The sequence below is a fragment of the Bhargavaea massiliensis genome (assembly GCF_050480245.1).
Lineage (GTDB): Bacteria > Bacillota > Bacilli > Bacillales > Anoxybacillaceae > Anoxybacillus.
The window spans coordinates 1-22,951 of sequence record NZ_JBCNEQ010000050.1 but is presented as its reverse complement, the minus strand read 5'-3'; the positions used below and the strand labels follow the sequence as shown (position 1 = coordinate 22,951).

Here is a 22,951-nt window from a genome sequence, read left to right as displayed (position 1 = left end):
GTGTGAATCAGAGGTTAAAATTTTAAATTGGATGTATATAGAGGATTTTTATACATTCCATTTACAAACGAAATAATCAAAAAATAAGACCTATAATGTTCGCCACTTGTCAGAGAGATTATGGGTGCTACACCGTTAAATTGTCTCACAATGAAGGGTGAGTAAAACCAAATGTTCTGTTGTTTTCACACTCCAAAAAATTCACTTGATTTGCAGAAAAGGAGAGTCATAGACTGACTCTCTTTGTTTTATTATTTAGAAAATTCAATTTCAGGCTTTTGCTTTTCTCCTCTCTTTCCGCTTTAATAAACTCGTACTGCTTTTTCTCCTGAAAACTTCCCCGACAGGACGATCCTAATGACATATATCTCGAATTGAACATGAACATGGGTTGTGAGGTGATCAGATGGCTGTTGACCATGACCGCTTGTTCAAAGAGTTGATCCAAGCATTTTTTGAAGAGTTTATCCTTCTCTTTTTCCCCGAAATGTACGAGTATATTGATTTTCAGCATTTGTCTTTTTTATCCGAAGAACTGTTCACCGATGTAACGGCAGGGGAGAAGTATCGCGTCGATTTGTTAGTCGAAACGAAATTAAAAGGGGAAGACGGATTGATCATCGTCCATATTGAAAATCAAAGCTACGTGCAACCGTCGTTTCCTGAACGGATGTTCATTTACTTTAGCCGCTTGTTTGAAAAATACCGCACGAATGTCGTTCCGATTGCCGTTTTCAGCTACGATACCATCCGCGATGAACCGTCCTCATCTACGCTTCAACTTCCGTTTGGCAACATTCTTCACTTCCGCTTTTTTCACCGTCGAACTACGCAAACAAAATTGGCGCAACTACATTCGCATTGACAACCCGATCGCCGCTGCGCTGTTAAGCAAAATGGGTTACACTGAAAGTGAACGAATCGAATTGAAAAAACAGTTTTTACGCATGTTAGTTCGTTTAGAGCTGGATGAAGCAAAGCAGAGATTGTTAATGGGCTTTTTTGAAACATATGTGAAATTGTCGGATGAAGAAGAACAACGATTACGAAACGAGGTGAATCAAATGGAAACAAAAGAAAAAGAGCAAGTGTTGGAATTGTTGATTTCGTATGAACAAAAAGGAAAACGTGAAGGAGCTAAGCAAAAAGAGCGAGAAATGATGCGAAAAATGATTGCAAAAGGAATGAGCATTGCCGATATTGCACATATATTTGACCTAACGGAAGAAGAAGTTCATAAAAGGGTAAAAGATGAGTAGGAAGGGACAGTGCTTGGCATCTGCTAGCTCCTGAAATAGCGTTTTTACATTTAGCGATAAACTCACAATAAGGATGTGATTCCAATGATGACAAATAAAGATTATCAAGAAATCGTAGAAAAAAAGTACGGTAAGCCGTTGAAAGAGATTATGTATGAACTTTGCGTGATTAGAGATGTTGTTCCTTGGGAAGGGGCAAGCGAGTTAGGCGTGCCTAAAAGTACATTTTTATCATGGAGAAATAAATTTCGTTTTGGTCCGATTCAAAGAAGAGCTGATTTTGCAAGACAAATGCGTGATAACACGATTAACAAATATAAACAGGAATTAGAGGATATTGATTTCGAACGTGATTTTATTTATAAGGATGAAAAGACGATTAGAGGATTTAAAGAAATAATGGAGCGCCTTTTGGAACTGGAGAGATACAAGAGAACATTATTAGATGATGCGGATACTTCTTCCGATATATTAATAACAATGAAAATAGCAACCATTGAGCAGACATTAAATTATTTGATGGAATACGAACAAGGGAAGTTGCATGAAGAATTTAACCGGGAGCGAGAACGTATACATTATGGGAGGAAATAAAGAGATTTCAAACGATATTTTGCATGTGGAGTGAAATGTATAACGATTGACCACGACCGCTTATTTAAATAAAGAGCTGGCCACAGCGTTTTTTCATGGGTTCACCGGATACGTATTGGCTCGGCAGCTGTTGTTACCCGCTAAAGGAGAAAGTTGCCCTAAGGATGATGGGGGCAGCTTTTTTTTGTTATGGTCGCTCGAATTTTCGGTATGTATGTTGGTTGGGCATAGGTAATTTATAGACGATTTGACAATGTTCTATAGTATTTTTCTGCAACGATTGGTACAATCAAATTGACTGAGATTTTTGTTGTAGGAACGAAGGGGAGGGGATCACCATGGCAACGATTTGCAAAGCCGATTACTATTACGGGGCGTTGCTTTCTGCGTTGGTCAACGGGGGACTCGTGCCGGCACTGTTTGAAAAAGAAAACGACAACCGGCAAATATACGAAGTCACGACGAATAAAGCGAGTTATATCATTTATACGAAGTACAATACCACTCCATCAGGTTCCAAGGATTTCACTTGGTCCTTTTCGTTTAGCGACAATGAGATAGAAGAAATTATCAAGATTCATCATGAAAACAACAAAGAAAAAGAATTTATCTTTGCCTTTATTTGCGGCCAGAAGCAGTTAAGTGATTACAACCAAATGATTGCCATCGTCTACTGGGATGAATTTCTCGAATGCGTGGATATCGAAAAAGAACAGATTCGCGGAACAGCGCGGCTGTCGGTGAAGGTGGTCAAAGGTTCCCCGTGGCTTCGCATTTACGGCAGCAAGCGTGCTGATATGTTGGACGGGAAAGATAACACTATCAAAATTGAACGAAATCGCCTAGGTAATCTGTAAAGTGGTATGGGGGATGTGAAAAGGGAGGGGGGCAGATGAACGTGAATCTTTTCTATACACTGCTTCTTTTATGTTTGCTTGCCTTATTGGCAAGATGGATCAAGTCAAAAGAAGCGGAATGGATTGGATCGTATGGAGAATATAAAGTCCGTAAAGCAATTAAAAATATAGAAGCAACATCATCCGGAAAATACAAAGCTTTTCATAACCTGTATATTCCAAAACAAGACGGTTCAACTTCGCAAATTGATCATGTTATCCTTTCCGATCAAGGACTGTTTGTCATCGAAACGAAAAATTACAGCGGCTGGATTTTCGGAGATGAAACGTCAAAATATTGGACGCAAGTCATTTATAAACGAAAAGAAAAATTTCTTAATCCTATTTTGCAGAACAAAGGGCATATCAAGGCGTTAAGAGACTGGCTTGGGGAGGAGTTTGCGCATATTCCGATTCACTCGGTTGTCGTGTTTTTGACGCGGGCAAAGTTTAAATCAAATGCTCATTTTGCCCATGCTTATGTGGTTTATCCGAAACAATTGAAACAAGTGCTCGAGCAACATCAAACAAAAGTGATCGATAGGGAAACAAAGGAACGTTTAGCTCAAAAATTAGAAACAGTGCTTGCCAAAGATAAGACACAAGAAAAAGAAATGAAAAAGCGGCACGTGCAAACGATTCGAACGAAGCAAAAGCAGACGGAACAACATATACAGCAAAACCGTTGTCCAAAATGTGGCGGTGTTCTAATCGTTCGGAAAGGAAAATACGGAACATTTAAAGGTTGCAATAATTATCCGAAATGCAAGTTTACGCAGTCGATTGGCTGAACTTGCAACACGGCCGTTTGGGCAGCAACTATAGATAAGGGAAGGAGGAAAATGATGTTTTCTATTCACGAGGAATTGGAACGCCTATCGCAAAAGTATCGATTTTTTGCTTCAAAAGAAGCATTTAAACAGTCATTAAAATTTCAGCTTCAAGAAAAATTCCGCGTCGAGGAGAACAAACGCTTTCATGATTATCTGATCGATTTGTGGGTGGAAGAGCCGGAAAGTGGGCGCCAATACGCGATTTGTTTAATGAACAAGCTCGCTCGGGTCACGATAAAGCAAAACGGGCAAACGATTGAATTGAAGCACCACGGTGCTCAGGATCAGGGTCGTTATGATTTTTTGGCGCAAGTGGAAAAGTTAGAACGAATAACAATGAGGAGAAGGAATGTATACGGGATCGTTGTGCTGCTAACGAATGACCATTTGTATTGGACCGAGCCGATGCGACCAAATACGGTGGACTGCGAGTTTCGCATTCATGAAAACCGGATCATCACCGGGGAGTTAAAATGGCAGGAACGTGCATCAGCAGGGACGAAAGAAAACCGTGATGCGCCGATCTTTATTAAAGGGAGATATCAATTGAAATGGCACCATTATTCTACTATCAACCAAGATAAACATGGCGAGTTCCGATATGTAGCCGTTCATGTTGGGGACGTATATAGTTGAGAGAAATAGTTTTAGTGTCTGTTGTCACCTATCGAAGAAAAGCTGTGTCAGGAACGAAAACGTCTCGGGCAAGACTTGATTAACCCGGATTTATCTGTTGTGATGAAGAAGTGTTATGAGAAGCAATTAAAAAATTAGAGTGCGACAGGAGAAGCTTCGTTGCACGCGGATCCTGTCACTTGTCGAATGTATGGGCACAGACAGGGGGGGAGAAAGTTTGTTAGCTGAAATACATGGAAAAATATCATCAGACGGTTCGAATTTAAGCGAGCGGCTTGAAGATCAGCTGACAGCGAACGTATTTGGTACGTCGCGTTATCTCCCTTTTCACAAAGGGATTAAGCCGATTTTAAGCAAGGCAGTATTTTTTTCTCAAACTGATCAAACGGTGTTCATAAACGGTTTGGAGATGCAAAAAGACGAGTTTATAGGGGATAAGGTTAAGTTTTGGGTCAAGGGGGAAAGAAGCGAAATCGATGTTTTACTTGAATTGGATCATTTGACCATAGGAATCGAAGTGAAATACCATAGTCCTTTATCATCAGACGATCAATTGGAGCGAGAAGCGAGTGATTTATTAAAGGGTAAAGGGCAGACGCCAAAGTTTTTGCTCTTATTAGGAACGGAACCAGAAGTGAATATGATTGCTAAAAAGGTGATGGAAAACAGAAAACTGCCAAGCGGTGTTCATTTTGGGTATTTATCGTGGCAAGAAGTGCTCCATCAAATGGTGTACGTGCAAAAAAATGAAACATTCAATGAGTTTCAAAGGTTAATATTGGAGGATTTGGTTGCTTTATTGAGAAAAAAGGGATTTGATCGCTTTCAAAACTTTCAAAGCCTTGCTTGTCCTTTAGTTGACCACTGCTCCTACTTTCATTTTTATACAGATGAACAGTTTTTTCATTTAAGTGCCAACCGTATTGAAAAGGAGGGGTATTATGAATTCTGTTAGCGTACAGGAAAACATAAAAAACGCTTTCGAGGTTGTGCGAAAAACGTACGAGAGTGTCGATAAACTGTTGGCGGAAATGGACCGTCAATCGGTCGAATGTGGATTTGTTCCGGTGACCCCGCAATTTTTGCGTTGGAAATCGGACCGCGAGTATCGAGGCTGGTTCATTCAATCTTTTATCAAGCTATATCAGAGAGATTCCGCCCCTCCTTGCCAGTCGGGGAATGGGTTGAAAAACGACCCAATCTATGCAGTTGAAATCTCATTTGAAGAAGAACCACGGATGACGTTATGCAAATACGTATATTCAACCCTTGAACATTGGGATAAACCACCGAGCGTTTCTGAGCATTGGTTTTTCTACTGGCCTTTATATGATGGCAATAACTTTACTAATCATGAATCTGAAAATGGAGTGTTTAAACGCGTTCCAAATGACGAAAAAACTTCAGAAAAATATGGTAGAATTCAAGAAGTTATTTCAAAGAAAATTGATTTATTATCCATTACATCAACGAACATTAAGGATAGGGTGTTTGATGAGTTGAATCGTTTGTGACAGATAAACTGGAATTAGGGAAATCAAAACAGTTGACGGACTGAGGAGGGGCGGTGCGTGGGGATCAAAATAGAAATGCCTATTCGGATGGCAATATTCCGTCTAGCGGAGTTGGATAAATGGAGAAACGGCGAAAGAGAAAACGGTTATTGCAGAAAACTGCCTGGTACAAAAGAATTTAGTTATTTGGGAGTTTTAAAATGAACACGATAGAGTATAATTGCCATTTCACACTGCTTACGGCGAAGATATGGCAAGCCCTGCTTTTTTCCCGTGAATCGGGAATCGCTGGCCAAGGAGCATCGTATTAAAGATATGGGGGGAGAGGAATGAACATGCTGAGCTTTGAGCATAAGAAAGCTATTTTTCGGTCATTTAAGCAATTACAAGAAAAGCCTATAAGTAACAATCGAGTAAATTATGTTTATCCAGAAAGCTTGCAAAGAGGGAAAATATTAGCTAGGGAGTTATCCCCTAGTGGAAATGGATATGTAAATGGCAAGTATATGGATAGTGAAATCATAAAGAAAAAAGGATATAACGTTGATCCGCGAGGATGGATAAACATTGCAAATTTTTCTGAGCAACAGTTAAGGGAAGTGATTGAGATTGCCATAAGGTCTATGTCAGGGAAAAGTGTTGAAATGATACAAACTGGCACAAATTTGAACCATGACAGCAACGAAATGAAGCAGTAAGGCTGGAAACTTCAACTTCTTTTGAGAGACTGGTTCGTTCATGTTTGTATAATTGGATTGGCTACGGAAATGTCAATGCCCCGTTTTGGTTTCTTGGGGTTGAAGAAGGTGGGGCAGAAATATGGAGACACCGTACGAAAACCCTTGAACAAAGTTTAGAGATTCGCTCAAAGTTTCATCTTCAAATGGATTTTCGGCATGTTTGGGAAGGTTTGTACCATATTACCGCTATCATCATGGATAGGCCCTAATGTTTGGCGCTATATAGCGGCTTTTATTTTGGAATTCGAAGGAAGAGATGTAACTGTTGAAAATATTAATCATTACATTTTTTATGCAAAGCAATTAGGGAGAGAAAGTTCCAATCATTTTCTTGGTGAAATGATGCCATTGCCCAAGCCGTCTAAAAAAAGCATAAAACCTTATGAATCTATTTGGAGTTCTGTAGATGATTATTATGATGAAGCGGCCAACAACAGACTTTCCCTTATTCGTAAAACAATCATTGAAAATCAAAATGTAAAGCTCATTGTATCTTATGATCGAACGCTCACTGAAATGATGCTAAACTATTTCTCTTCAACGATTGAAATTGTTAGTACGTGGAATTTTAAGCATAAGCAATATACACTTTATAAAATTACATTTAGCAATGAACGATCTATATAGGTTGTAATAAAGAATTTCCGACCTCCATGTCCCGTCTTTACTTTATCACCTAACAAGCTGGCACGGTGACAAGAAGAGCGAACAATGCCATGTAAAACAAAATTGCCACTTATATATTTATATCGACGAGAAGACGGAAGAGCCGATGCAAATGGGCTACGATTTATCGGTGAAATTATATGAAGAATTGAAGCAAAACGGCTATATCGATAAGCATAGCATGGTCACCTCTGAATTAAAGAAAGCAATAGAAAACTATGACTTGCGCTTAAGTTCGGAGTTTCAGCCATGGCTTCCAGCGATCGTAAAAGAAATAAAACGCCACTTGCAAGCATTGCCGATCAAAGATGGGACGAAAAAGAAAAAAGTCCATGTCAATATGGCGGTTCTCAATCAAGAAGAGTTTCGGCAATTGTGGGACAAAATCAAATACAAAACCGTCTATTCGGTCGATTTTGACAGCGAACAGCTCACTGACTTGTGCATCGCCGCCATTCAGGAAATGAAGCCCATTGAAAAAATCCGCATTGTCAGCCGGAAAGGAAGGGTGGAAATTGATCATGTGACAGGCGTACAGGCTCAGGTGGTCAGCGAAAAAGTGGAGGATTACGTCAGCTTGCACCATACGCTTCCAGACGTCATTACCGAGCTGCAAAACCGCACGAATTTAACACGCAAGACGATTGTCCGCATCTTAACCGGCTACAAACGGCTCGATGATTTCAAAAACAATCCGCAAAAGTTTATTGAAGAAGTGGCAAACATCATCCAGCGCCAAATGAGGCTGTTGCTGAAAGATGGCGTGAAATATTACAAAATTGGTGATGATGCGTATTACGCGGTCGAACTGTTCCAAAACGAAGAGCTGCTCGCCTATTTGAACGACAACGCCATCCCGAGCGAAAAATCGCCGTTTGACCATATCCTTTACGATTCCGATGTGGAAGAGCGGTTCGCCAAACGTTTTGAACACGGTGAGAACGTAAAAGTGTACGTCAAACTGCCGAGTTGGTTTAAAATAGACACCCCGATCGGTTCCTACAATCCCGACTGGGCGCTTGTCATCGAAAAGGATGGAGAGGAAAAACTGTACTTCGTCCTCGAGACGAAAGGACAGGAATGGGAGGATGAGCTGCGGCCAGGCGAAGCAGCGAAAATTGCCTTCGCCCGCAAACACTTCCAAGCCATCGGAACAGACGTGGAATTCATCGGACCGGAGAATGATGTCGAGCGGTTTATGTTACGAGCCTTAAGCCGTTGAAGGTGGGGACAAAACAGAAGCCGCGGGCTTTAGTATCTTTACGTATTCGCCCGCAAACTGCTTTGGGCAATAAATCTATCAGATATAGAAAGGGAGAGCGGTAACGCACCGCTCTTTTTGTATTTTTTTGCTGGTCGACAAAGTTCGACGGCAATGTTTTACAAAAGTTGATACAATCAAATCAATCGAATCTTTTTATCTATGACAAAGGGAGGGGACACGGATGGCGACGATTCGCAAAGCGGATTATTACTATGGAGCGCTTCTTTCCGCGCTGGTCAATGGCGGGTTGGCGCCGGCGCTGTTTGAAAAGGAAAATGACAACCGACAAATTTATGAAGTCACGACGAATAAAGCGAGCTATATTATGTACACGAAATACAACACGAATCCATCCGGCTCCAAAGATTTCACTTGGTCGTTTGTATTCAGTGATCATGAGATTGCTGAAATTCACAAGATTGATCTCGAACACAGCCAGGAAAAAGAAATCGTGTTTGCATTTGTCTGCGCACAGAAACAGCCGAGTGACTCCAATCAAGTGATTGCCATCGTCCGTTGGAATGAGTTTCTCGAGTGTGTCGACCTGCAAAGACAACAAGTGCGGGGAACTCCGCGGCTTTCCATAAAAGCGGTGAAAGGCTCTCCCAAGCTTCGCCTCTACGGCAGCAAGCGCGCAGATGTATTGATGGAAAAGATCATACGATCAAAATTGAACGAAATCGATTAAACAGTTTGTAATTAGGTGAAGAACACCGATGGATGGGCTTATGTTATACGGTTTGTTCGTTTTGGCACATCTTAAATGTAGTGCCTATAGCGGTGAGCTATAGGCTCATTGTTTCAGTTCCTGTTTTTAGAAGAATGACTGCTTCACGGAGCGATTTCTTTTTGCCAAAAGGAGGAACCTGGATGTCAAAATGGTGGATGATCCGCGCGGGCGATCGCAATGAACTGATTCCGCTTTGGCTGGAAAAGGGCATCGCATCGATCGGTTGGGCGAGATTGGGCGATCCGAAGCGCTTTCGGTCGAAAGAACAGCTGCAGCGAAAGGCGGATGAAGTGTTTGCCGAGTCAAAACCAAAATCGAGAACGAGTTGGGTGAATCAAGTATGGCGGTTTGCCCATGAAATCAAAAAGGGCGATCGAGTGATCACATATTCAAAAGAGAAAAGGGAATACATTGTTGGAACCGTGACAGAAGAGCATCGTTACGATCCCTCCATCGGGCATCCCTATTATCCGAACATCATCCGGGTAAAATGGGAAAATGCGACAGTTCCAAGGGATTCGCTGTCAGACGGAGCGAAGAACAGTTTAGGTTCGACGCTGACGGTGTTTCGAGTGGACGAATGGGGCGATGAAATCGAGCAGCGTTTACACAGTGAACCATTTCCCAAACCTCAACATGAAGAGGGGGAAACGGAAGAAATCGTCGAAGACCTTGTTGGAAAAGCGTTGATGATGATCCAAGACAAAGTGGACAAGCTTGATCCGTGGCAAATGCAAGATTTAGTGGCGGGCTTGCTTCAAGCAATGGGGTACAATGTGCAAGTCAGCCCGAAAGGCCCTGACGGCGGTGTGGATGTGCTCGCCTATAAGGACGCGTTTGGCTTTGAAAAACCTGTAATCAAGGTGCAAGTGAAGCATCGCAAAAGCGCCGCCTCGGCTCCGGAAATCCAGCAACTTCTCGGGGCCAACCCGATTGATGCCAATTGCCTGTTCGTCTCAACAGGCGGTTTTACGTCCCACGCAGAGGCAGTCGCCAAACATAATTCCGTGAAACTGATTGATTTGGAAGAGCTGGTCAACTTGATTGTCCATTGGTATGAGAACATGCCTAGCGATGCGAGAGCGCTGCTTCCGCTACAGAAAATGTATGTGCCTGAATAAAAGCCGTTTGGGGCCGATTTCCTAGTTGCTCGAGGTTTTCCCGATTAAGCGAGTTGATGTTTGTTGAGCCTTTATGCCAAGGCAGGGATTTCGTCGTATTGACTTGGATGGAACACACAAGCGAAAAACGGAGAGCTTTCCCCAGCTCTCCATTTTTTCGTACATGCAGGATTTCGGCCTTATGTTCACGAATGATATCCCTTATTGTTGGTTTCCTCCGTGAGGAACCGTTCTTTCCACGTGGGGGACGATTCGGCCAAGGATGTTGATGATGACAAACGGCCAACCGTTCGTCGTGCGGATGGCGCTCGTCGAGGACGCTGATCCAGTTGCGTGTGTTTGCAAGGGCGGTGGACGGAGAAGGTCGTCTTGCCTGCGATCAGGGAAGCAGCGGTTCAAGGCTGCGGCGAATCCCATCGCTTCGCGTTGCCGTGCAGACGGGGCGTCTAAATGCAAGGGCAATGGTGGTGTGTGGCTGTAAAGATGGTGTTTTTGAGAGGGGATGAATGTTGCAAATCGTCACCTATACGTTCTATTCCATTGTGTCGGAACGAAGCGGGATTCGGCTGATCGATGCGGATTGGAGCGATCGGTGGGGATGGATCGTTGTGCAAAGAAACCGCCGACGGTTGGAGTGCGTCGTGAATGGAACTGTTCTTCATCCGGACGTCTCTGTTCGCTTTCCCATCATTCGCTGGGTCGACAGTGAGCGCTTTTTGCTGGCGGATGCGAGAAGTGACGGAATCAGCCATAATGTGTTTTTGGTAGATCTGCATGGAAATGTACAACATTCCTTTTGCGGCGGCGATGGGATTGAAGACATAGCGATTGGAAAAGAAGGGATCTGGATCGGCTACTTTGATGAAGGCGTGTTCGGCAAAGGAATTTCGACGGAAGGATTGGTTTTGTTTCGATTGGACGGTTCTCCGATATTCCAATATCATTCCCATTTGACAGACCGCCCCATGATCATTGATTGCTATGCGATGTGCAAAGGGAAGTATTCGACCTTGTGGCTTTTTCCTTATGATGATTTTTCGCTTATTCAGGTGGATCCTTGCAAAAAGACGGTGCGGAGATACAAAGCACCCGAGCAGCTGCGCGGATCGACCGCTGTATGTGTGAGGGGGAACTATGCGTATTTTGGCCACAGCTATCATGCAAAGGAGGAAGTGTACAGCTGGGACATCGGAAACGGAACGCTGGAGAAAATCGGGCGTCTTCATGGGGAGGTTCGAGGACTGGGGCCGAAGGAAACGAACCACTTTGTGAGTGTCGAGGATGATGCCGCGAGGGTGCATAGGATTCTCAATCCAGACGAATACGGGACGTCATGGTAAGATGATCGTGGCTGTTTTTCCGCATCGGGCAAGACGTTTTGGGCAGGCGATTTGAACGTTCCGCGGGAAAACGTGGGTCGATCCAAGCCGACGAATCCAAATTGCTGGGAGCGAAGAGCGAACTTTGGAGAGATCGGGGGTGGAGTTCTCTATTTTGTTTGTCTATCAGCTATTGAATTTTTAGGCGCAGATGGATAGAATGAAAAAGGAGAGCCATATGGCCCCGTAGCTCAGTGGATAGAGCGTCGGTTTCCTAAACCGTGCGTCGGAGGTTCGAATCCTCTCGGGGCCGTTCCAATGATCCGACTAGTTCGGATGAACATTCGTAAACCCCTTGATACGACTGCGTTTGCAGTCGTTTTTCATTTTTTGGGAATCCGATGGGGTGAATATCATTCTTATTGAGGCAAGGAATGTAGAGTGGCGCTCACGTTGAGTTCAATGCATGTGGAAAAGACATAAAAATATATACAGTACATACAGTGGCATCGAACGATATTGAAGCGGGGGACAAACATGACATTATTTGAAGAGTGTGTTTATGCAATAGGCCATGAGAACTTGAGGATGTTAACGAGCAGGGAAACCGAAACATATTTTGATTATTTGTGCACATTATTTCCGATCTTGCCTTGGGGGAGAATCGATTGGGAAAAGGTATCGGAAAAGAAACACATAAAGCATGCATCGGAAGTAGTTGATTGGCTGCGGCAAAGGGGAATTGATCATTACGATGTGATTGTGCTATGGAATTATTCTGATAACCCTGGCATCCAGACGACATTAGAGAGAGTTCTGCATGCTATTGATGATGTGGTGGCAGTGGGGTCAGACACTTTTATTCTTTGCCAACATGGAGAGTATGCAATCGAATGTTTTCATGATGGTGTTGTGACGATCGGTGTTCCTGAAAAGAAGAGGCATTTTCATGCTGGAGAGGAGGGGGAGTAGCGAACAGTGCCTGGCACTGTTCTAAGCCCACGGCTTTAGTCGTTGGGTAGTTGACCGTTAGTTAGTGTTGAAAACATAAATAAAACATGTAAAGCATTTCTCTATTTGCAATTAGAGAAATTATTGTTAATATTCAGAATTATTAGTATAATATGTTTGTTAAATAAAGACACAAAGGGGGAAAAAAGATTGAAAGGTCTTAAATCGATTTTGCTTTGGGGACTTATTTCTGCTCTCGGAGCAACTGGTTTTGCGGTGTTGGCATTAAATCGCGGTGAGACAGTCAACGCGATTTGGCTGATTGTTGCTGCGGTTTGCGTATACGCCGTTGCTTACCGTTTTTACAGCAAATTTATCGCCAAAAAAGTATTTCAACTTGATGACAATCGAAAAACGCCAGCGGAAATTTTTAACGATGGAAAAGATTACGTTCCAACAAACAAGTGGGTGCTTTTCGGCCACCACTTTGCTGCGATTGCTGGAGCCGGTCCGCTTGTCGGTCCGATTTTAGCAGCGCAAATGGGGTATTTGCCCGGAACGCTTTGGATCATTGTCGGCGTTGTGTTGGCAGGTGCGGTGCAGGATTTTATCATTTTATTCGCATCGATGCGTCGTAACGGCAAATCGCTTGGCGAAATGATTAAGGAAGAAATTGGTCCTGTAACGGGCTTTATCGCGATGCTGGGCATTTTAGGAATCATGATTATATTGTTAGCTGTATTAGCATTAGTGGTTGTGAAAGCGCTTGTAGGAAGTCCGTGGGGAATGTTTACGATCGCGGCGACTATTCCAATCGCGATCTTTATGGGAGTATATATGCGCTACATGAGACCGGGACGCGTTGGTGAAGCTTCATTCATTGGTTTTGTTTTATTAATGCTTTCTATTGTAGCTGGCCAATATGTAGCGGAAAATCCGACATTAGCAAACATGTTCACATTTAAAGGTGAAACAATCGCACTTTTAATGATTGGCTACGGTTTCGTCGCTTCAGTATTGCCGGTATGGTTGTTGCTTGCGCCACGCGATTATTTAAGCACGTTCTTAAAAATTGGAACGATTGTTGGTTTGGCATTAGGAATTCTTTTTGTTGCACCTGATTTGCAAATGCCGGCGATTACGAAATTCGTTGACGGCACAGGTCCGGTGTTTGCCGGCAATTTATTCCCGTTCTTGTTTATTACAATTGCGTGTGGAGCGGTTTCCGGTTTCCACTCTCTCGTATCTTCGGGAACGACGCCGAAAATGATCGAGCGCGAAAGCCATGCCCGTCCAATCGGTTATGGTGCCATGTTGATGGAGTCATTTGTTGCTGTCATGGCATTAATTGCGGCATGCGTTTTAACACCGGGTACGTATTTCGCGATTAACAGCCCAGCTGCAGCTATTGGTCAAGATGTTGTTCAAGCGGCACAAACGGTTTCATCTTGGGGATTTACGGTTACTCCTGATGATTTAAAAGAATTAGCGGAGAATGTCGGTGAAGAAACCGTTTTATCACGTACGGGCGGAGCGCCGACTTTAGCGATCGGCATGGCGGTGATTTTGTCCGAAATCATTGGCGGAAAAGCGTTAATGGCATTTTGGTACCATTTTGCAATTTTGTTTGAAGCATTGTTTATTTTAACGACGATTGATGCGGGGACGCGTGTTGGTCGCTTTATGATTCAAGATCTTCTCGGACATTTCTATAAACCGTTTGCAAAAACCGAATCTTTACCTGCGAATATTATTGCAACAACATTGTGCGTACTTGCTTGGGGCTATTTCTTGTATCAAGGGGTTATTGATCCACTTGGCGGAATCAATACGTTATGGCCGCTCTTCGGCATCGCAAACCAAATGCTTGCAGCAATTGCCTTGTTATTAGGTACGACCATTCTTCTTAAAATGGGCAAAAAAGCCTATGTATGGGTCACATTAGTTCCGACTACTTGGATTTTAGTCGTAACGATGACAGCCGGATTCCAAAAATTATTCCACGATCATCCAAAAATCGGCTTTTTAGCTCATGCGAAACTATTTAAAGATGAGCTTCAGCAAGGAAATATCTTACCTCCTGCTACAACAAAGGAGCAAATGCAGCAAATCATTATAAACGACTATATTGATGCGACGCTATGTGCAATTTTCATGCTTGTTGTTTTAGCGATGCTTATTTTCTCAATTAATGTGTGGATCAAAGTATTGAAAAACAATAATGTCCCATTAAAAGAAGCACCTTATATACCACGTGAACCAGGAGATGAGGTAAAACACTATGCGTAAGTTTCTAGAAACGATTCTTGCCTATCGCAGACAATTTCTTGACTTGCTTGTTGGGGTGCCGAATTACGAAAAATATGTTGAGCATATGAAAACACACCATCCCGGAGAACCGATTAAGTCGCGTAAAGAGTTTTTTTGCGAGGTACAAGAGGCGAGATATAACGGCAAAGGCGGGAAAGTGTCACGTTGTTGCTAAAGAGAAAAGGGAGACCATCCTCTCCCTTTTCTCTTGCGTGAATGAAGACGGATTTGAAATTGTTCCATCTACTGATCTTGATTGTTAGCTATGTTTCATAAGGGGGAATCATGGATGCGCGTATTAGTTGTCGGCGCCGGTGCAGTGGGGGGATATTTTGGCGGTCGGTTGTTGGAAAAAGGGATTGATGTGACATTTCTTGTGCGTAAACGGCGAAAACAACAGTTGCAAGAACGAGGGTTAGTGATTCAAAGCGTTCATGGGAATACCGTGTTAACGCCAAAAACGATCATGGCAGGGGAAAAGGCAGAGGCATTTGATCTTGTTATTTTTTCGAATAAGGCTTATCATTTGCACGAAGCGATTCAAGATGTTAAACCATATGTCGGTAAGGAGACGCTCATTTTGCCGTTGTTAAATGGCATGGCGCATATGGATCTGCTTTGGAGCGAGTTTGGGAAAGAGAACGTATTAGGCGGTCTCTGTTTTATCGAAACGACATTAGATGAGCAAGGAACGATCGTTCAATCCAGTTCGTCACATGACGTAAAGTTTGGTGAATGGTCAGGGGAAATCACGGAAAGAGTGAAGAAACTCGAACAGTTATTCACGGGTTGCAATGCACATTTTCATTTGAGTGATCAGATTGCCACGGATATGTGGCATAAATATTTGTTTATTGCGACGATGTCGGGAGTAACGACATTATTCCGGGCTCCGATCGGTCCAATTCGCGCTGGGGAATATGGACAAGAAATCATTTTGAGATTGCTGAAAGAAATCGCGGCCGTGATGAGAGCGCACGGGGCGCCGATCGCTGAACAGATTGAGGAGAAACAGTTAGAGCAAATGAACAAATTGGCACCAGAGATGAAGTCTTCGATGCAGCGTGACATGGAAAAAGGACAAATGGTGGAAGCAGACCATCTTCAAGGTTATTTATTGAAACTTGCCCAACAGTACCACATTGACACACCGCTGCTAAAAGCGGTTTATCATCATTTGAAACTATATGAACAACAGCGAGGAGCTGACTCAAAACATCGCTTTTGAGCGATGATGAGTCAGCTTCTTTATTATTTTCATTAATAAATTATTCCTTAAAAGCAAATTAATTTTAACCCAAAAGTAACAGTTGATAAAGAACGATGGATGGATCAAAAAAGCTAAGAAAGGGAAATAAAGGTTATAAACGTTCATTATATGTAGATTGGTTATTAATTTTTAGATAGTAAAAAGACATATGCATTCAAAATGATTCGTAATTTTTTAAGTAATTTTATTATACATCTAGACGAGAAGAAAGAATTTTTATAAAATCAAATCAATTGAGAAAAGTTATTCTGTTTGTTGTTTATAAAAAGGTATGGGGGGATGTGGATTTAGTTATAGAAGGGATCTGTAGTTAGTCGAAAATTTTAAAAAATTTTTTATGATGGAGGTAAATGATGAAAAAGAAAAAATTAGTTGGAGTTTTTATGTCACTTATGATCACTGCTGGTCTAATGGTAGGATGTAATGGCGGAACTCAAAATGCTGGAACGAATTCATCAGACAATAATGGAGGGGGCGGCGATACAATAAAAATTGGCGCTAACCTTGAATTGTCTGGTGGAGCGGCTTCATATGGACAATCCATTGCTGAAGGTCTGGAACTAGCGATTGAGGAGATTAATAAAGAAGGCATTAACGGAAAAAAAATTGAACTTGTAAAAGTAGATAATAAATCTGATGCAGCGGAAGCGACTAGCGGAGCTATTAAACTGATTAGCCAAGATAAAGTTGTAGCGATTATAGGAGCAGCAACAAGTACAAATACGCTCGCTCAGGTCCAAGTTGCACAGGATAACAAAATTCCGTTAATTACACCTTCTGGAACGAATCCTACTATCACCAATAAAGACGGCAAAGTAAACGACTTTGTATTCCGAACATGCTTCATTGATCCTTTCCAAGGTACGGTAGCAGCTAAATTCGCAATTGATGATTTGAAAGTAAAAAATGCAGCTATTCTCATTGATAGTTCTAGTGATTATTCAAAAGGACTTGCTTCCTCTTTTAAGAAAGCATTTGAGGAAAACGGCGGAAAGATTGTAGCGGAAGAAGCCTATGTTGCAAAAGACACCGATTTCCGAGCGACTCTTACACGGATTAAATCAGCTAATCCAGAATTTTTGTTCTTACCTGGTTACTATGAAGAAGTAGGACTAATTGTGAAGCAAGCCCGTGAACTTGGTATTAAAGTTCCGATTATGGGCGGTGACGGATGGGATTCTCCAACTCTTGTCGAAATAGCTGGCCCAGAAGCTTTAAATAATACATTTATTACAAACCACTATTCTTCCGGCGATCCAGATCCTAAAATCCAGGATTTCATAAAAGCATTTAAAGCGAAATACAATAAATCTCCGGATGCGTTTAACGCGCTTGGATATGATACGGCGTATTTCCTTGCTGATGCTATTAAACGCGCGGGAGATGCAGATCCGGTGAAAATTAAAGAAGCACTCGCACAAACGAAAGACCTCTCTCTTGTATCAGGAACATTGACTCTTGATGAGAACCATGACCCAATTAAATCTGCCGCTATTCTTGAATATAAAAACGGTGAGCAGCAGTTTAAAACAAAAGTGAATCCATAATACCATCATCATGGTATGAATCAAATAGGGGGCATGTCCCCCCTATTTTAATAGCGTCTAATCCTTCTAAAAGAAATAACAGTACTTCCCAAGGAGAGTGCAAATATGGAACTCATTCAACAACTCGTTAACGGAATATCTCTTGGCAGTATATATGCGCTAATCGCTCTCGGATATACGATGGTGTACGGAATAGTGAGGCTTATTAATTTTGCTCATGGCGACGTGTTTATGGTAGGTGCGTTTGTAGGATTTTATGCGATTACAGGTCTACATCTAGGATTCTTCCCAGCGCTGCTATTGGCCATGGTTGTCTGCGCATTATTGGGCGTATTCATTGAACGAATTGCTTATAAGCCTTTGAGAAACGCTACAAGAATTGCAGTTCTAATCACTGCAATCGGGGTTTCACTTCTAATTGAATACGGGATGATCTATGCACGCGGTGCTCAGCCAGTAGCATATCCTGGGACAATACTACCAGATAAAAAAATTGAACTATTTGGCGTAACAATTAGCAGTCAGTCTATATTAATACTTTGTACTTCCATTGTATTGATGATTCTCCTTCAGTTAATCGTTCATAAAACGAAAATAGGGAAAGCCATGCGTGCTGTTTCTTATGATGCAGAAGCAGCTCGATTAATGGGGATTAACGTGGATAATACAATATCCGCAACGTTTGCAATCGGATCTGCCTTGGCAGGTGCTGCGGGTGTCATCTTCGGGATTTACTATATTAAAATTGAACCGCTTATGGGGATTATTCCAGGTCTAAAAGCCTTCGTAGCGGCAGTGTTAGGTGGGATCGGCATCATTCCGGGGGCTATGGTCGGCGGTCTTGTGCTTGGTGTGATTGAATCACTTGTAAGCGGCCTTGGATATTCACTCTGGCGTGACGGAGTGGCTTTTATCGTTCTTATACTTATTCTAATTTTCCGACCATCGGGTTTATTCGGAAAAAATGTAAAAGAAAAAGTGTAAGGAGGGTAGAAGAGCATGACAATTTTCAAACGAATCAATGGATTTTGGCTGTCAATGGTGTTAGCGATTGTGTTTTTTATAGTGGTTCAGCTATTGATATCGAGAGGAATACTTAATTCCTTTTATATCAATACCCTGTTTTATATGGCTATTAATATTATCCTAGCCGTCAGTCTTCATCTCATTATTGGAATTACAGGACAGTTTTCCATTGGTCATGCCGGATTTCTTGCTGTGGGCGCCTATGCGTCTGCCGTTATGACAATGAAACTGCAAATGCCGTTTTCACTTGCTTTACTGGTCGGTGGTGTTACTGCTGCTGTAGCAGGGCTTTTAATTGGTATTCCTACCCTTCGTCTAAAGGGGGATTATTTGGCGATCGCTACACTTGGTTTTGGAGAAATCGTACGCATTATTCTGTTAAACGTAGACTATGTTGGCGGTGCCAGCGGGATGACGGTAACCCACCTCACAACTTGGCCGTGGGTATTTGCCTGCATGCTTATCGCCATTATTGTCATTGCAAACTTTACAAATTCCACTCATGGCCGTGCCTGCATTTCGATTCGTGAGGATGAAATTGCAGCGGATTCTATGGGGATTAATACAACGTACTATAAAGTGACAGCGTTTGTGATTGGCTCTTTTTTTGCCGGCATTGCTGGAGGTCTCTATGCGCATAACTTCTATATTATTCAGCCAACGAATTTTGGTTTTTTGAAGTCATTTGATATTTTGATTTTTGTTGTGCTTGGAGGATTAGGAAGCATGTCTGGCGCAGTAATCGCTGCGATTCTGTTGACAATTGTTTCTACGTTCCTTCAAGAATATCCGGAGACTCGAATGATCCTGTACAGTTTAGTGCTCATATTGGTCATGTTGTACCGTCCAAAAGGATTGTTAGGTACGCAAGAATTGACTTCATTCATCAAGTTTGGTAGAGCGGCTGAAGGGGGAAAACAGAATGACAACTAACACACCGTTGCTTAAAGTTGATCATGTCGGCATTCAATTTGGCGGCTTAAAAGCATTGTCTGACGTAAACATCGAATTATATCCGGGGGAATTGATTGGTTTAATTGGACCAAATGGGGCTGGTAAAACGACTTTCTTCAACCTGCTGACAGGTGTATATGAACCGACAGAAGGTAGCATTGTATTAGGGAATGAAAAGCTAAACGGGCTACCCCCTTACAAAATTACACGAAAAGGGATTAGTCGTACGTTCCAAAACATTCGTTTGTTCGGTGAACTTTCCGTACTTGATAACGTAAAGGTTGCATACCATTCTCTGGCTCGTCATTCCATTTTAAGTTCCATTATTCGTTTACCTTCTCATTTTTCCGGTGAAAAAGAAATCGAAGAAAAGGCAATCGAATTTTTAAAAATTTTTAAGCTTGAGGGTTTTATGTATGAAAAAGCGAAAAATTTGCCATACGGTCAGCAACGGCGTTTAGAAATTGCCAGGGCGTTGGCGGCACATCCAAAATTATTGTTGCTTGATGAGCCTGCAGCGGGAATGAATCCGCAGGAAACAAAGGAACTGATGAATTTAATTGCTTTTATAAGAGAAAAGTTCAATTTAACCATTTTACTTATTGAGCATGATATGTCTCTTGTGATGGGAGTATGCGAACGAATTTACGTGCTTGATCACGGACAGCTCATCGCGCATGGTACACCTGAAGAGATCCGGAATCATCCTAAAGTCATTGAAGCGTATCTCGGCGAGGAGGTGTCATAATGCTAAAAGTAGAAAACATTGATGTATTTTACGGGAATATTCAAGCGTTAAAAGGGGTTTCACTTGAAATAAATGAAGGAGAAATCGTCACATTCATTGGAGCAAACGGCGCTGGCAAGAGCACATTGTTAAAGACGATTTCCGGATTGTTAAAACCAAAAAATGGAGATATTTTGTATGAAGGGCAATCGATTGCAGGCAAAGCCGCTCAGATGATTGTCAAACAAGGAATTTCTCATGTTCCGGAAGGCCGTCGCATTTTTGCCAATATGACTGTGGAAGAAAATTTAGAGTTGGGTGCCTTTTTAAGGAAGGATAAAAATGAAATTCAGAAGGATTTTGAGAAAGTGTATCATCTGTTTCCTCGGCTTCATGAACGTAGAAAGCAACTTGCTGGAACGTTGTCGGGTGGTGAACAACAAATGTTGGCCATAGGCCGTGCATTAATGGCACGTCCGCGTCTCCTCCTTTTAGATGAACCATCTATGGGCCTTGCCCCTTTGCTAGTCAAAACGATTTTCCGAATTATTGAAGAAATTAATTCATCGGGAACGACCATCTTGCTAGTGGAACAAAACGCGAATATGGCACTTTCTGTGGCGGATCGGGCGTATGTCATTGAATCCGGCCGTGTTGTTTTGTCTGGTTCAGCGGAAGAGTTGAACGCTAGTGAACAGGTAAAGATGGCGTATCTTGGAGGGCATTGATATCGAGTACCGGAATGTTCATCTAAAACAAGAAAGAGAGCTTCACTGTAACCGTGTTTCGCTCTCTTTCTTGTTTTAGTAAAATTATCCAACATACTTTTGCAAAATTCGATCGACGGAATAACCGTATGTTTCTCCAAATAAATTGAGGTGAACGAGCAGATAAAACAGTTGATACAGCTCTTTTCTTTCCTCATATTCGGGAGAAAGCGGTTGAATCTCCTTGTACGCTTCATAAAATTGATCTGGAAATCCGCCAAATAATTCCGTAAACGCGATCTCGAATTCATAATGGCCATAAAACACAGAAGGGTCAATTAAGTAAGGCATCCCTTTTGCACCGACAATCCAATTGCCTCCCCAAAGGTCACCATGCAGTAAAGAAGGGCGGCATTGCTGCGGAAGCCATCGTTCGAGCGAAACTAGCAACTTTTCTAGTTTATTTCGTCTAGCTGTCGGCATTCTTCCTTTTTGTTCGGCTAATTGGATTTGCGGAAGAAGCCGGCATTTCACAAAATAATCCATCCAATTTTCATATAATCCATTTTTTTGTGGTAGTCGGCCGATATAATTGTCTTCAGCCAAACCAAAATGCTGACCATAACATTGATGAAGTTGAGCGACTGCTTGACCAAGCAATACGGCTGTTTGTTCTGTTTTTTCCCCTTCAATCCATTCAAGCAAAAGCAAACCATATGCCCCGCTTTCTTCTTCCATGACGTAATATACGTTTGGGACTTTAACCGTATTTATTTTTCGAAGCAATTCGAGACCAGCTGCTTCACTTTTGAAAAAACGAGGAGGAATCTTTTTGTTTACTTTTACAAAATACGAGCGATGCTTGCTTCTGACATAATAGGCGGAGTTAATATCGCCCCCAGACACGCTTTGGCACTGGATGATTGCTGTTCGGTCACCAATGTCGTCAAGCGCCTTCCGCAAAATGTCCAAAACGTTCATATTTTCATTCCCCCGCTTTTAACTCATGATCCATTTCTTTAAGAACTTCACCGATTTTTCGATGATGGACGACGAAATCCGCCCATTCATCCAATTCCGTCGGTTCCATATTGACAATGGCCAGCTTGGCACCGTTTCGTTTCGCTATGAGGGGCAGTTGATTGGCTGGCGATACTTGTAAAGAAGAGCCTAATACGATCAATAATTCCGCTTTTTGCGAAGCCAACCATGCCTGATCGATCGCATCTGATGGAAGAGATTCGCCAAATAAGACGACAGACGGTCGCAAAAAACCGCCACAAGCGCAATTAAATTGTTCATTGATATACAGGTTGCTATCATACACTTTATGACATCGTTGACAGTGAACCGTTCTCAATGATCCGTGAAGTTCGATCACGTTTTCACTGCCTGCTTGCTGATGAAATCCGTCCACATTTTGCGTAATGATGCTTTGGACGATTCCGCGTTTCTGCCACTCGGCTAAAATGATATGTCCTGCATGCGGTTTGCATTGGTGAAGCGTACGAATACGATATTGATAAAATGCGGTAAACTCATCCCGATTGTGCTCGAGTGCGTATGTACTTGCCAGCTGTTGCGGGTTTTCCTTACTCCATAATCCTGTCTGCGCCGAACGGAAATCAGGAAGTCCGCTTTCTGTCGACATTCCAGCACCTGTAAGCACAACCGTATACCTAGACGTCTTTAACCATTGCGCTAACATAGCTCCACCTTCCTAACGTTTTATTAAAAGTTAATGGGGATTAATTATAGAATAACAAAAATATTGACAACCACGTGTGTTGATTAACCAATAATATCCATAAAAACATAGAAAAAAGAGCACCTTTCCTGTAGAATGTAAGTAACCACACAAACAAACCCAGGAAAGAGGTGCTCTTT

Annotated in this window: 22 protein-coding genes, 1 tRNA gene and 3 pseudogenes; 24 read left to right on the top strand and 2 right to left on the bottom strand. The window is 42.2% G+C overall.

Annotated elements, in window-relative coordinates:
• The first annotated feature begins 406 nt into the window (after nucleotides 1-406).
• The 24 genes and pseudogenes from ABEV15_RS10115 to ABEV15_RS10000 all read left to right on the top strand — a co-directional run bounded on the left by ABEV15_RS10115 (nucleotide 407) and on the right by ABEV15_RS10000 (nucleotide 21,085).
• Nucleotides 407-1,259, top strand: a pseudogene (locus ABEV15_RS10115) (Rpn family recombination-promoting nuclease/putative transposase).
• A gap of 84 nt (nucleotides 1,260-1,343) precedes the next feature.
• Entirely contained in the window at nucleotides 1,344-1,853 is a 510-nt protein-coding gene (locus tag ABEV15_RS10110) for a hypothetical protein (protein WP_061580481.1), read from the top strand.
• A 338-nt stretch (nucleotides 1,854-2,191) separates the two neighbouring features.
• Complete coding sequence (locus ABEV15_RS10105; protein ID WP_498853118.1) at nucleotides 2,192-2,710, top strand: hypothetical protein; 519 nt, start codon at nucleotides 2,192-2,194, stop codon at nucleotides 2,708-2,710.
• A 35-nt stretch (nucleotides 2,711-2,745) separates the two neighbouring features.
• On the top strand, nucleotides 2,746-3,540 hold the full coding sequence (locus ABEV15_RS10100) for an NERD domain-containing protein (protein ID WP_498853117.1): 795 nt from the start codon (nucleotides 2,746-2,748) through the stop codon (nucleotides 3,538-3,540).
• A 54-nt stretch (nucleotides 3,541-3,594) separates the two neighbouring features.
• Nucleotides 3,595-4,218: a hypothetical protein gene (locus ABEV15_RS10095; RefSeq protein WP_498853116.1), complete on the top strand. Its 624-nt coding sequence runs from the start codon at nucleotides 3,595-3,597 to the stop codon at nucleotides 4,216-4,218.
• A 217-nt stretch (nucleotides 4,219-4,435) separates the two neighbouring features.
• A complete protein-coding gene (locus ABEV15_RS10090; protein ID WP_498853115.1) occupies nucleotides 4,436-5,173 on the top strand; it encodes a hypothetical protein in 738 nt (245 codons plus the stop codon).
• Nucleotides 5,160-5,732 (top strand): hypothetical protein, encoded by a 573-nt coding sequence (locus ABEV15_RS10085; protein WP_339172653.1) that lies wholly within the window; start codon nucleotides 5,160-5,162, stop codon nucleotides 5,730-5,732. The genes ABEV15_RS10090 and ABEV15_RS10085 overlap by 14 nt, the downstream gene beginning before the upstream one ends.
• A 57-nt stretch (nucleotides 5,733-5,789) precedes the next feature.
• Nucleotides 5,790-5,936, top strand: a complete 147-nt coding sequence (locus ABEV15_RS10080; RefSeq protein WP_171700856.1) for a hypothetical protein — start codon at nucleotides 5,790-5,792, stop codon at nucleotides 5,934-5,936.
• A gap of 125 nt (nucleotides 5,937-6,061) precedes the next feature.
• Complete coding sequence (locus ABEV15_RS10075) at nucleotides 6,062-6,430, top strand: hypothetical protein (protein WP_237420178.1); 369 nt, start codon at nucleotides 6,062-6,064, stop codon at nucleotides 6,428-6,430.
• Between the two features lie 198 nt (nucleotides 6,431-6,628).
• Nucleotides 6,629-7,099, top strand: a complete 471-nt coding sequence (locus ABEV15_RS10070) for a hypothetical protein (RefSeq protein WP_237420179.1) — start codon at nucleotides 6,629-6,631, stop codon at nucleotides 7,097-7,099.
• 115 nt (nucleotides 7,100-7,214) lie between these two features.
• Nucleotides 7,215-8,360 (top strand): annotated as a pseudogene (locus ABEV15_RS10065) (restriction endonuclease); the annotation flags it as partial.
• A gap of 223 nt (nucleotides 8,361-8,583) precedes the next feature.
• Nucleotides 8,584-9,101, top strand: a pseudogene (locus tag ABEV15_RS10060) (hypothetical protein).
• Between the two features lie 171 nt (nucleotides 9,102-9,272).
• Nucleotides 9,273-10,253, top strand: coding sequence for a restriction endonuclease (locus tag ABEV15_RS10055; protein WP_498853114.1), 981 nt, complete (start codon nucleotides 9,273-9,275; stop codon nucleotides 10,251-10,253).
• A gap of 506 nt (nucleotides 10,254-10,759) precedes the next feature.
• Nucleotides 10,760-11,593 carry a TetR family transcriptional regulator gene (locus ABEV15_RS10050; RefSeq protein WP_498853113.1) on the top strand — a complete coding sequence of 278 codons (834 nt, stop codon included), beginning with the start codon at nucleotides 10,760-10,762 and terminating at the stop codon, nucleotides 11,591-11,593.
• A 219-nt stretch (nucleotides 11,594-11,812) separates the two neighbouring features.
• Nucleotides 11,813-11,885, top strand: a tRNA-Arg gene (locus ABEV15_RS10045).
• 224 nt (nucleotides 11,886-12,109) lie between these two features.
• Nucleotides 12,110-12,544 (top strand): CDI toxin immunity protein, encoded by a 435-nt coding sequence (locus tag ABEV15_RS10040; RefSeq protein WP_498853112.1) that lies wholly within the window; start codon nucleotides 12,110-12,112, stop codon nucleotides 12,542-12,544.
• Between the two features lie 189 nt (nucleotides 12,545-12,733).
• Nucleotides 12,734-14,812, top strand: coding sequence for a carbon starvation CstA family protein (locus ABEV15_RS10035; protein WP_498853111.1), 2,079 nt, complete (start codon nucleotides 12,734-12,736; stop codon nucleotides 14,810-14,812).
• Complete coding sequence (locus ABEV15_RS10030; protein ID WP_498853110.1) at nucleotides 14,805-15,008, top strand: YbdD/YjiX family protein; 204 nt, start codon at nucleotides 14,805-14,807, stop codon at nucleotides 15,006-15,008. The genes ABEV15_RS10035 and ABEV15_RS10030 overlap by 8 nt, the downstream gene beginning before the upstream one ends.
• A 114-nt stretch (nucleotides 15,009-15,122) precedes the next feature.
• Entirely contained in the window at nucleotides 15,123-16,061 is a 939-nt protein-coding gene (gene panE, locus ABEV15_RS10025) for a 2-dehydropantoate 2-reductase (protein WP_498853109.1), read from the top strand.
• 395 nt (nucleotides 16,062-16,456) lie between these two features.
• Complete coding sequence (locus ABEV15_RS10020; RefSeq protein WP_064221170.1) at nucleotides 16,457-17,650, top strand: ABC transporter substrate-binding protein; 1,194 nt, start codon at nucleotides 16,457-16,459, stop codon at nucleotides 17,648-17,650.
• 105 nt (nucleotides 17,651-17,755) lie between these two features.
• Nucleotides 17,756-18,634: a branched-chain amino acid ABC transporter permease gene (locus ABEV15_RS10015; RefSeq protein ID WP_132948373.1), complete on the top strand. Its 879-nt coding sequence runs from the start codon at nucleotides 17,756-17,758 to the stop codon at nucleotides 18,632-18,634.
• Nucleotides 18,635-18,649: 15 nt separating this feature from the next.
• Complete coding sequence (locus ABEV15_RS10010) at nucleotides 18,650-19,609, top strand: branched-chain amino acid ABC transporter permease (protein ID WP_064221172.1); 960 nt, start codon at nucleotides 18,650-18,652, stop codon at nucleotides 19,607-19,609.
• Nucleotides 19,599-20,378 carry an ABC transporter ATP-binding protein gene (locus ABEV15_RS10005; RefSeq protein ID WP_064221173.1) on the top strand — a complete coding sequence of 260 codons (780 nt, stop codon included), beginning with the start codon at nucleotides 19,599-19,601 and terminating at the stop codon, nucleotides 20,376-20,378. Before ABEV15_RS10010 ends, ABEV15_RS10005 begins: the two co-directional genes overlap by 11 nt.
• Nucleotides 20,378-21,085 (top strand): ABC transporter ATP-binding protein, encoded by a 708-nt coding sequence (locus ABEV15_RS10000; RefSeq protein WP_064221174.1) that lies wholly within the window; start codon nucleotides 20,378-20,380, stop codon nucleotides 21,083-21,085. The genes ABEV15_RS10005 and ABEV15_RS10000 overlap by 1 nt, the downstream gene beginning before the upstream one ends.
• Nucleotides 21,086-21,169: 84 nt before the next feature.
• Here ABEV15_RS10000 and ABEV15_RS09995 read toward each other — a convergent pair whose 3' ends face one another.
• Both ABEV15_RS09995 and ABEV15_RS09990 read right to left on the bottom strand, forming a co-directional pair.
• Nucleotides 21,170-22,045: a fructosamine kinase family protein gene (locus ABEV15_RS09995; RefSeq protein ID WP_498853108.1), complete on the bottom strand. Its 876-nt coding sequence runs from the start codon at nucleotides 22,043-22,045 to the stop codon at nucleotides 21,170-21,172.
• Between the two features lie 4 nt (nucleotides 22,046-22,049).
• Nucleotides 22,050-22,772, bottom strand: a complete 723-nt coding sequence (locus ABEV15_RS09990; RefSeq protein ID WP_498853107.1) for an NAD-dependent deacylase — start codon at nucleotides 22,770-22,772, stop codon at nucleotides 22,050-22,052.
• Between the last annotated feature and the right edge of the window lie 179 nt (nucleotides 22,773-22,951).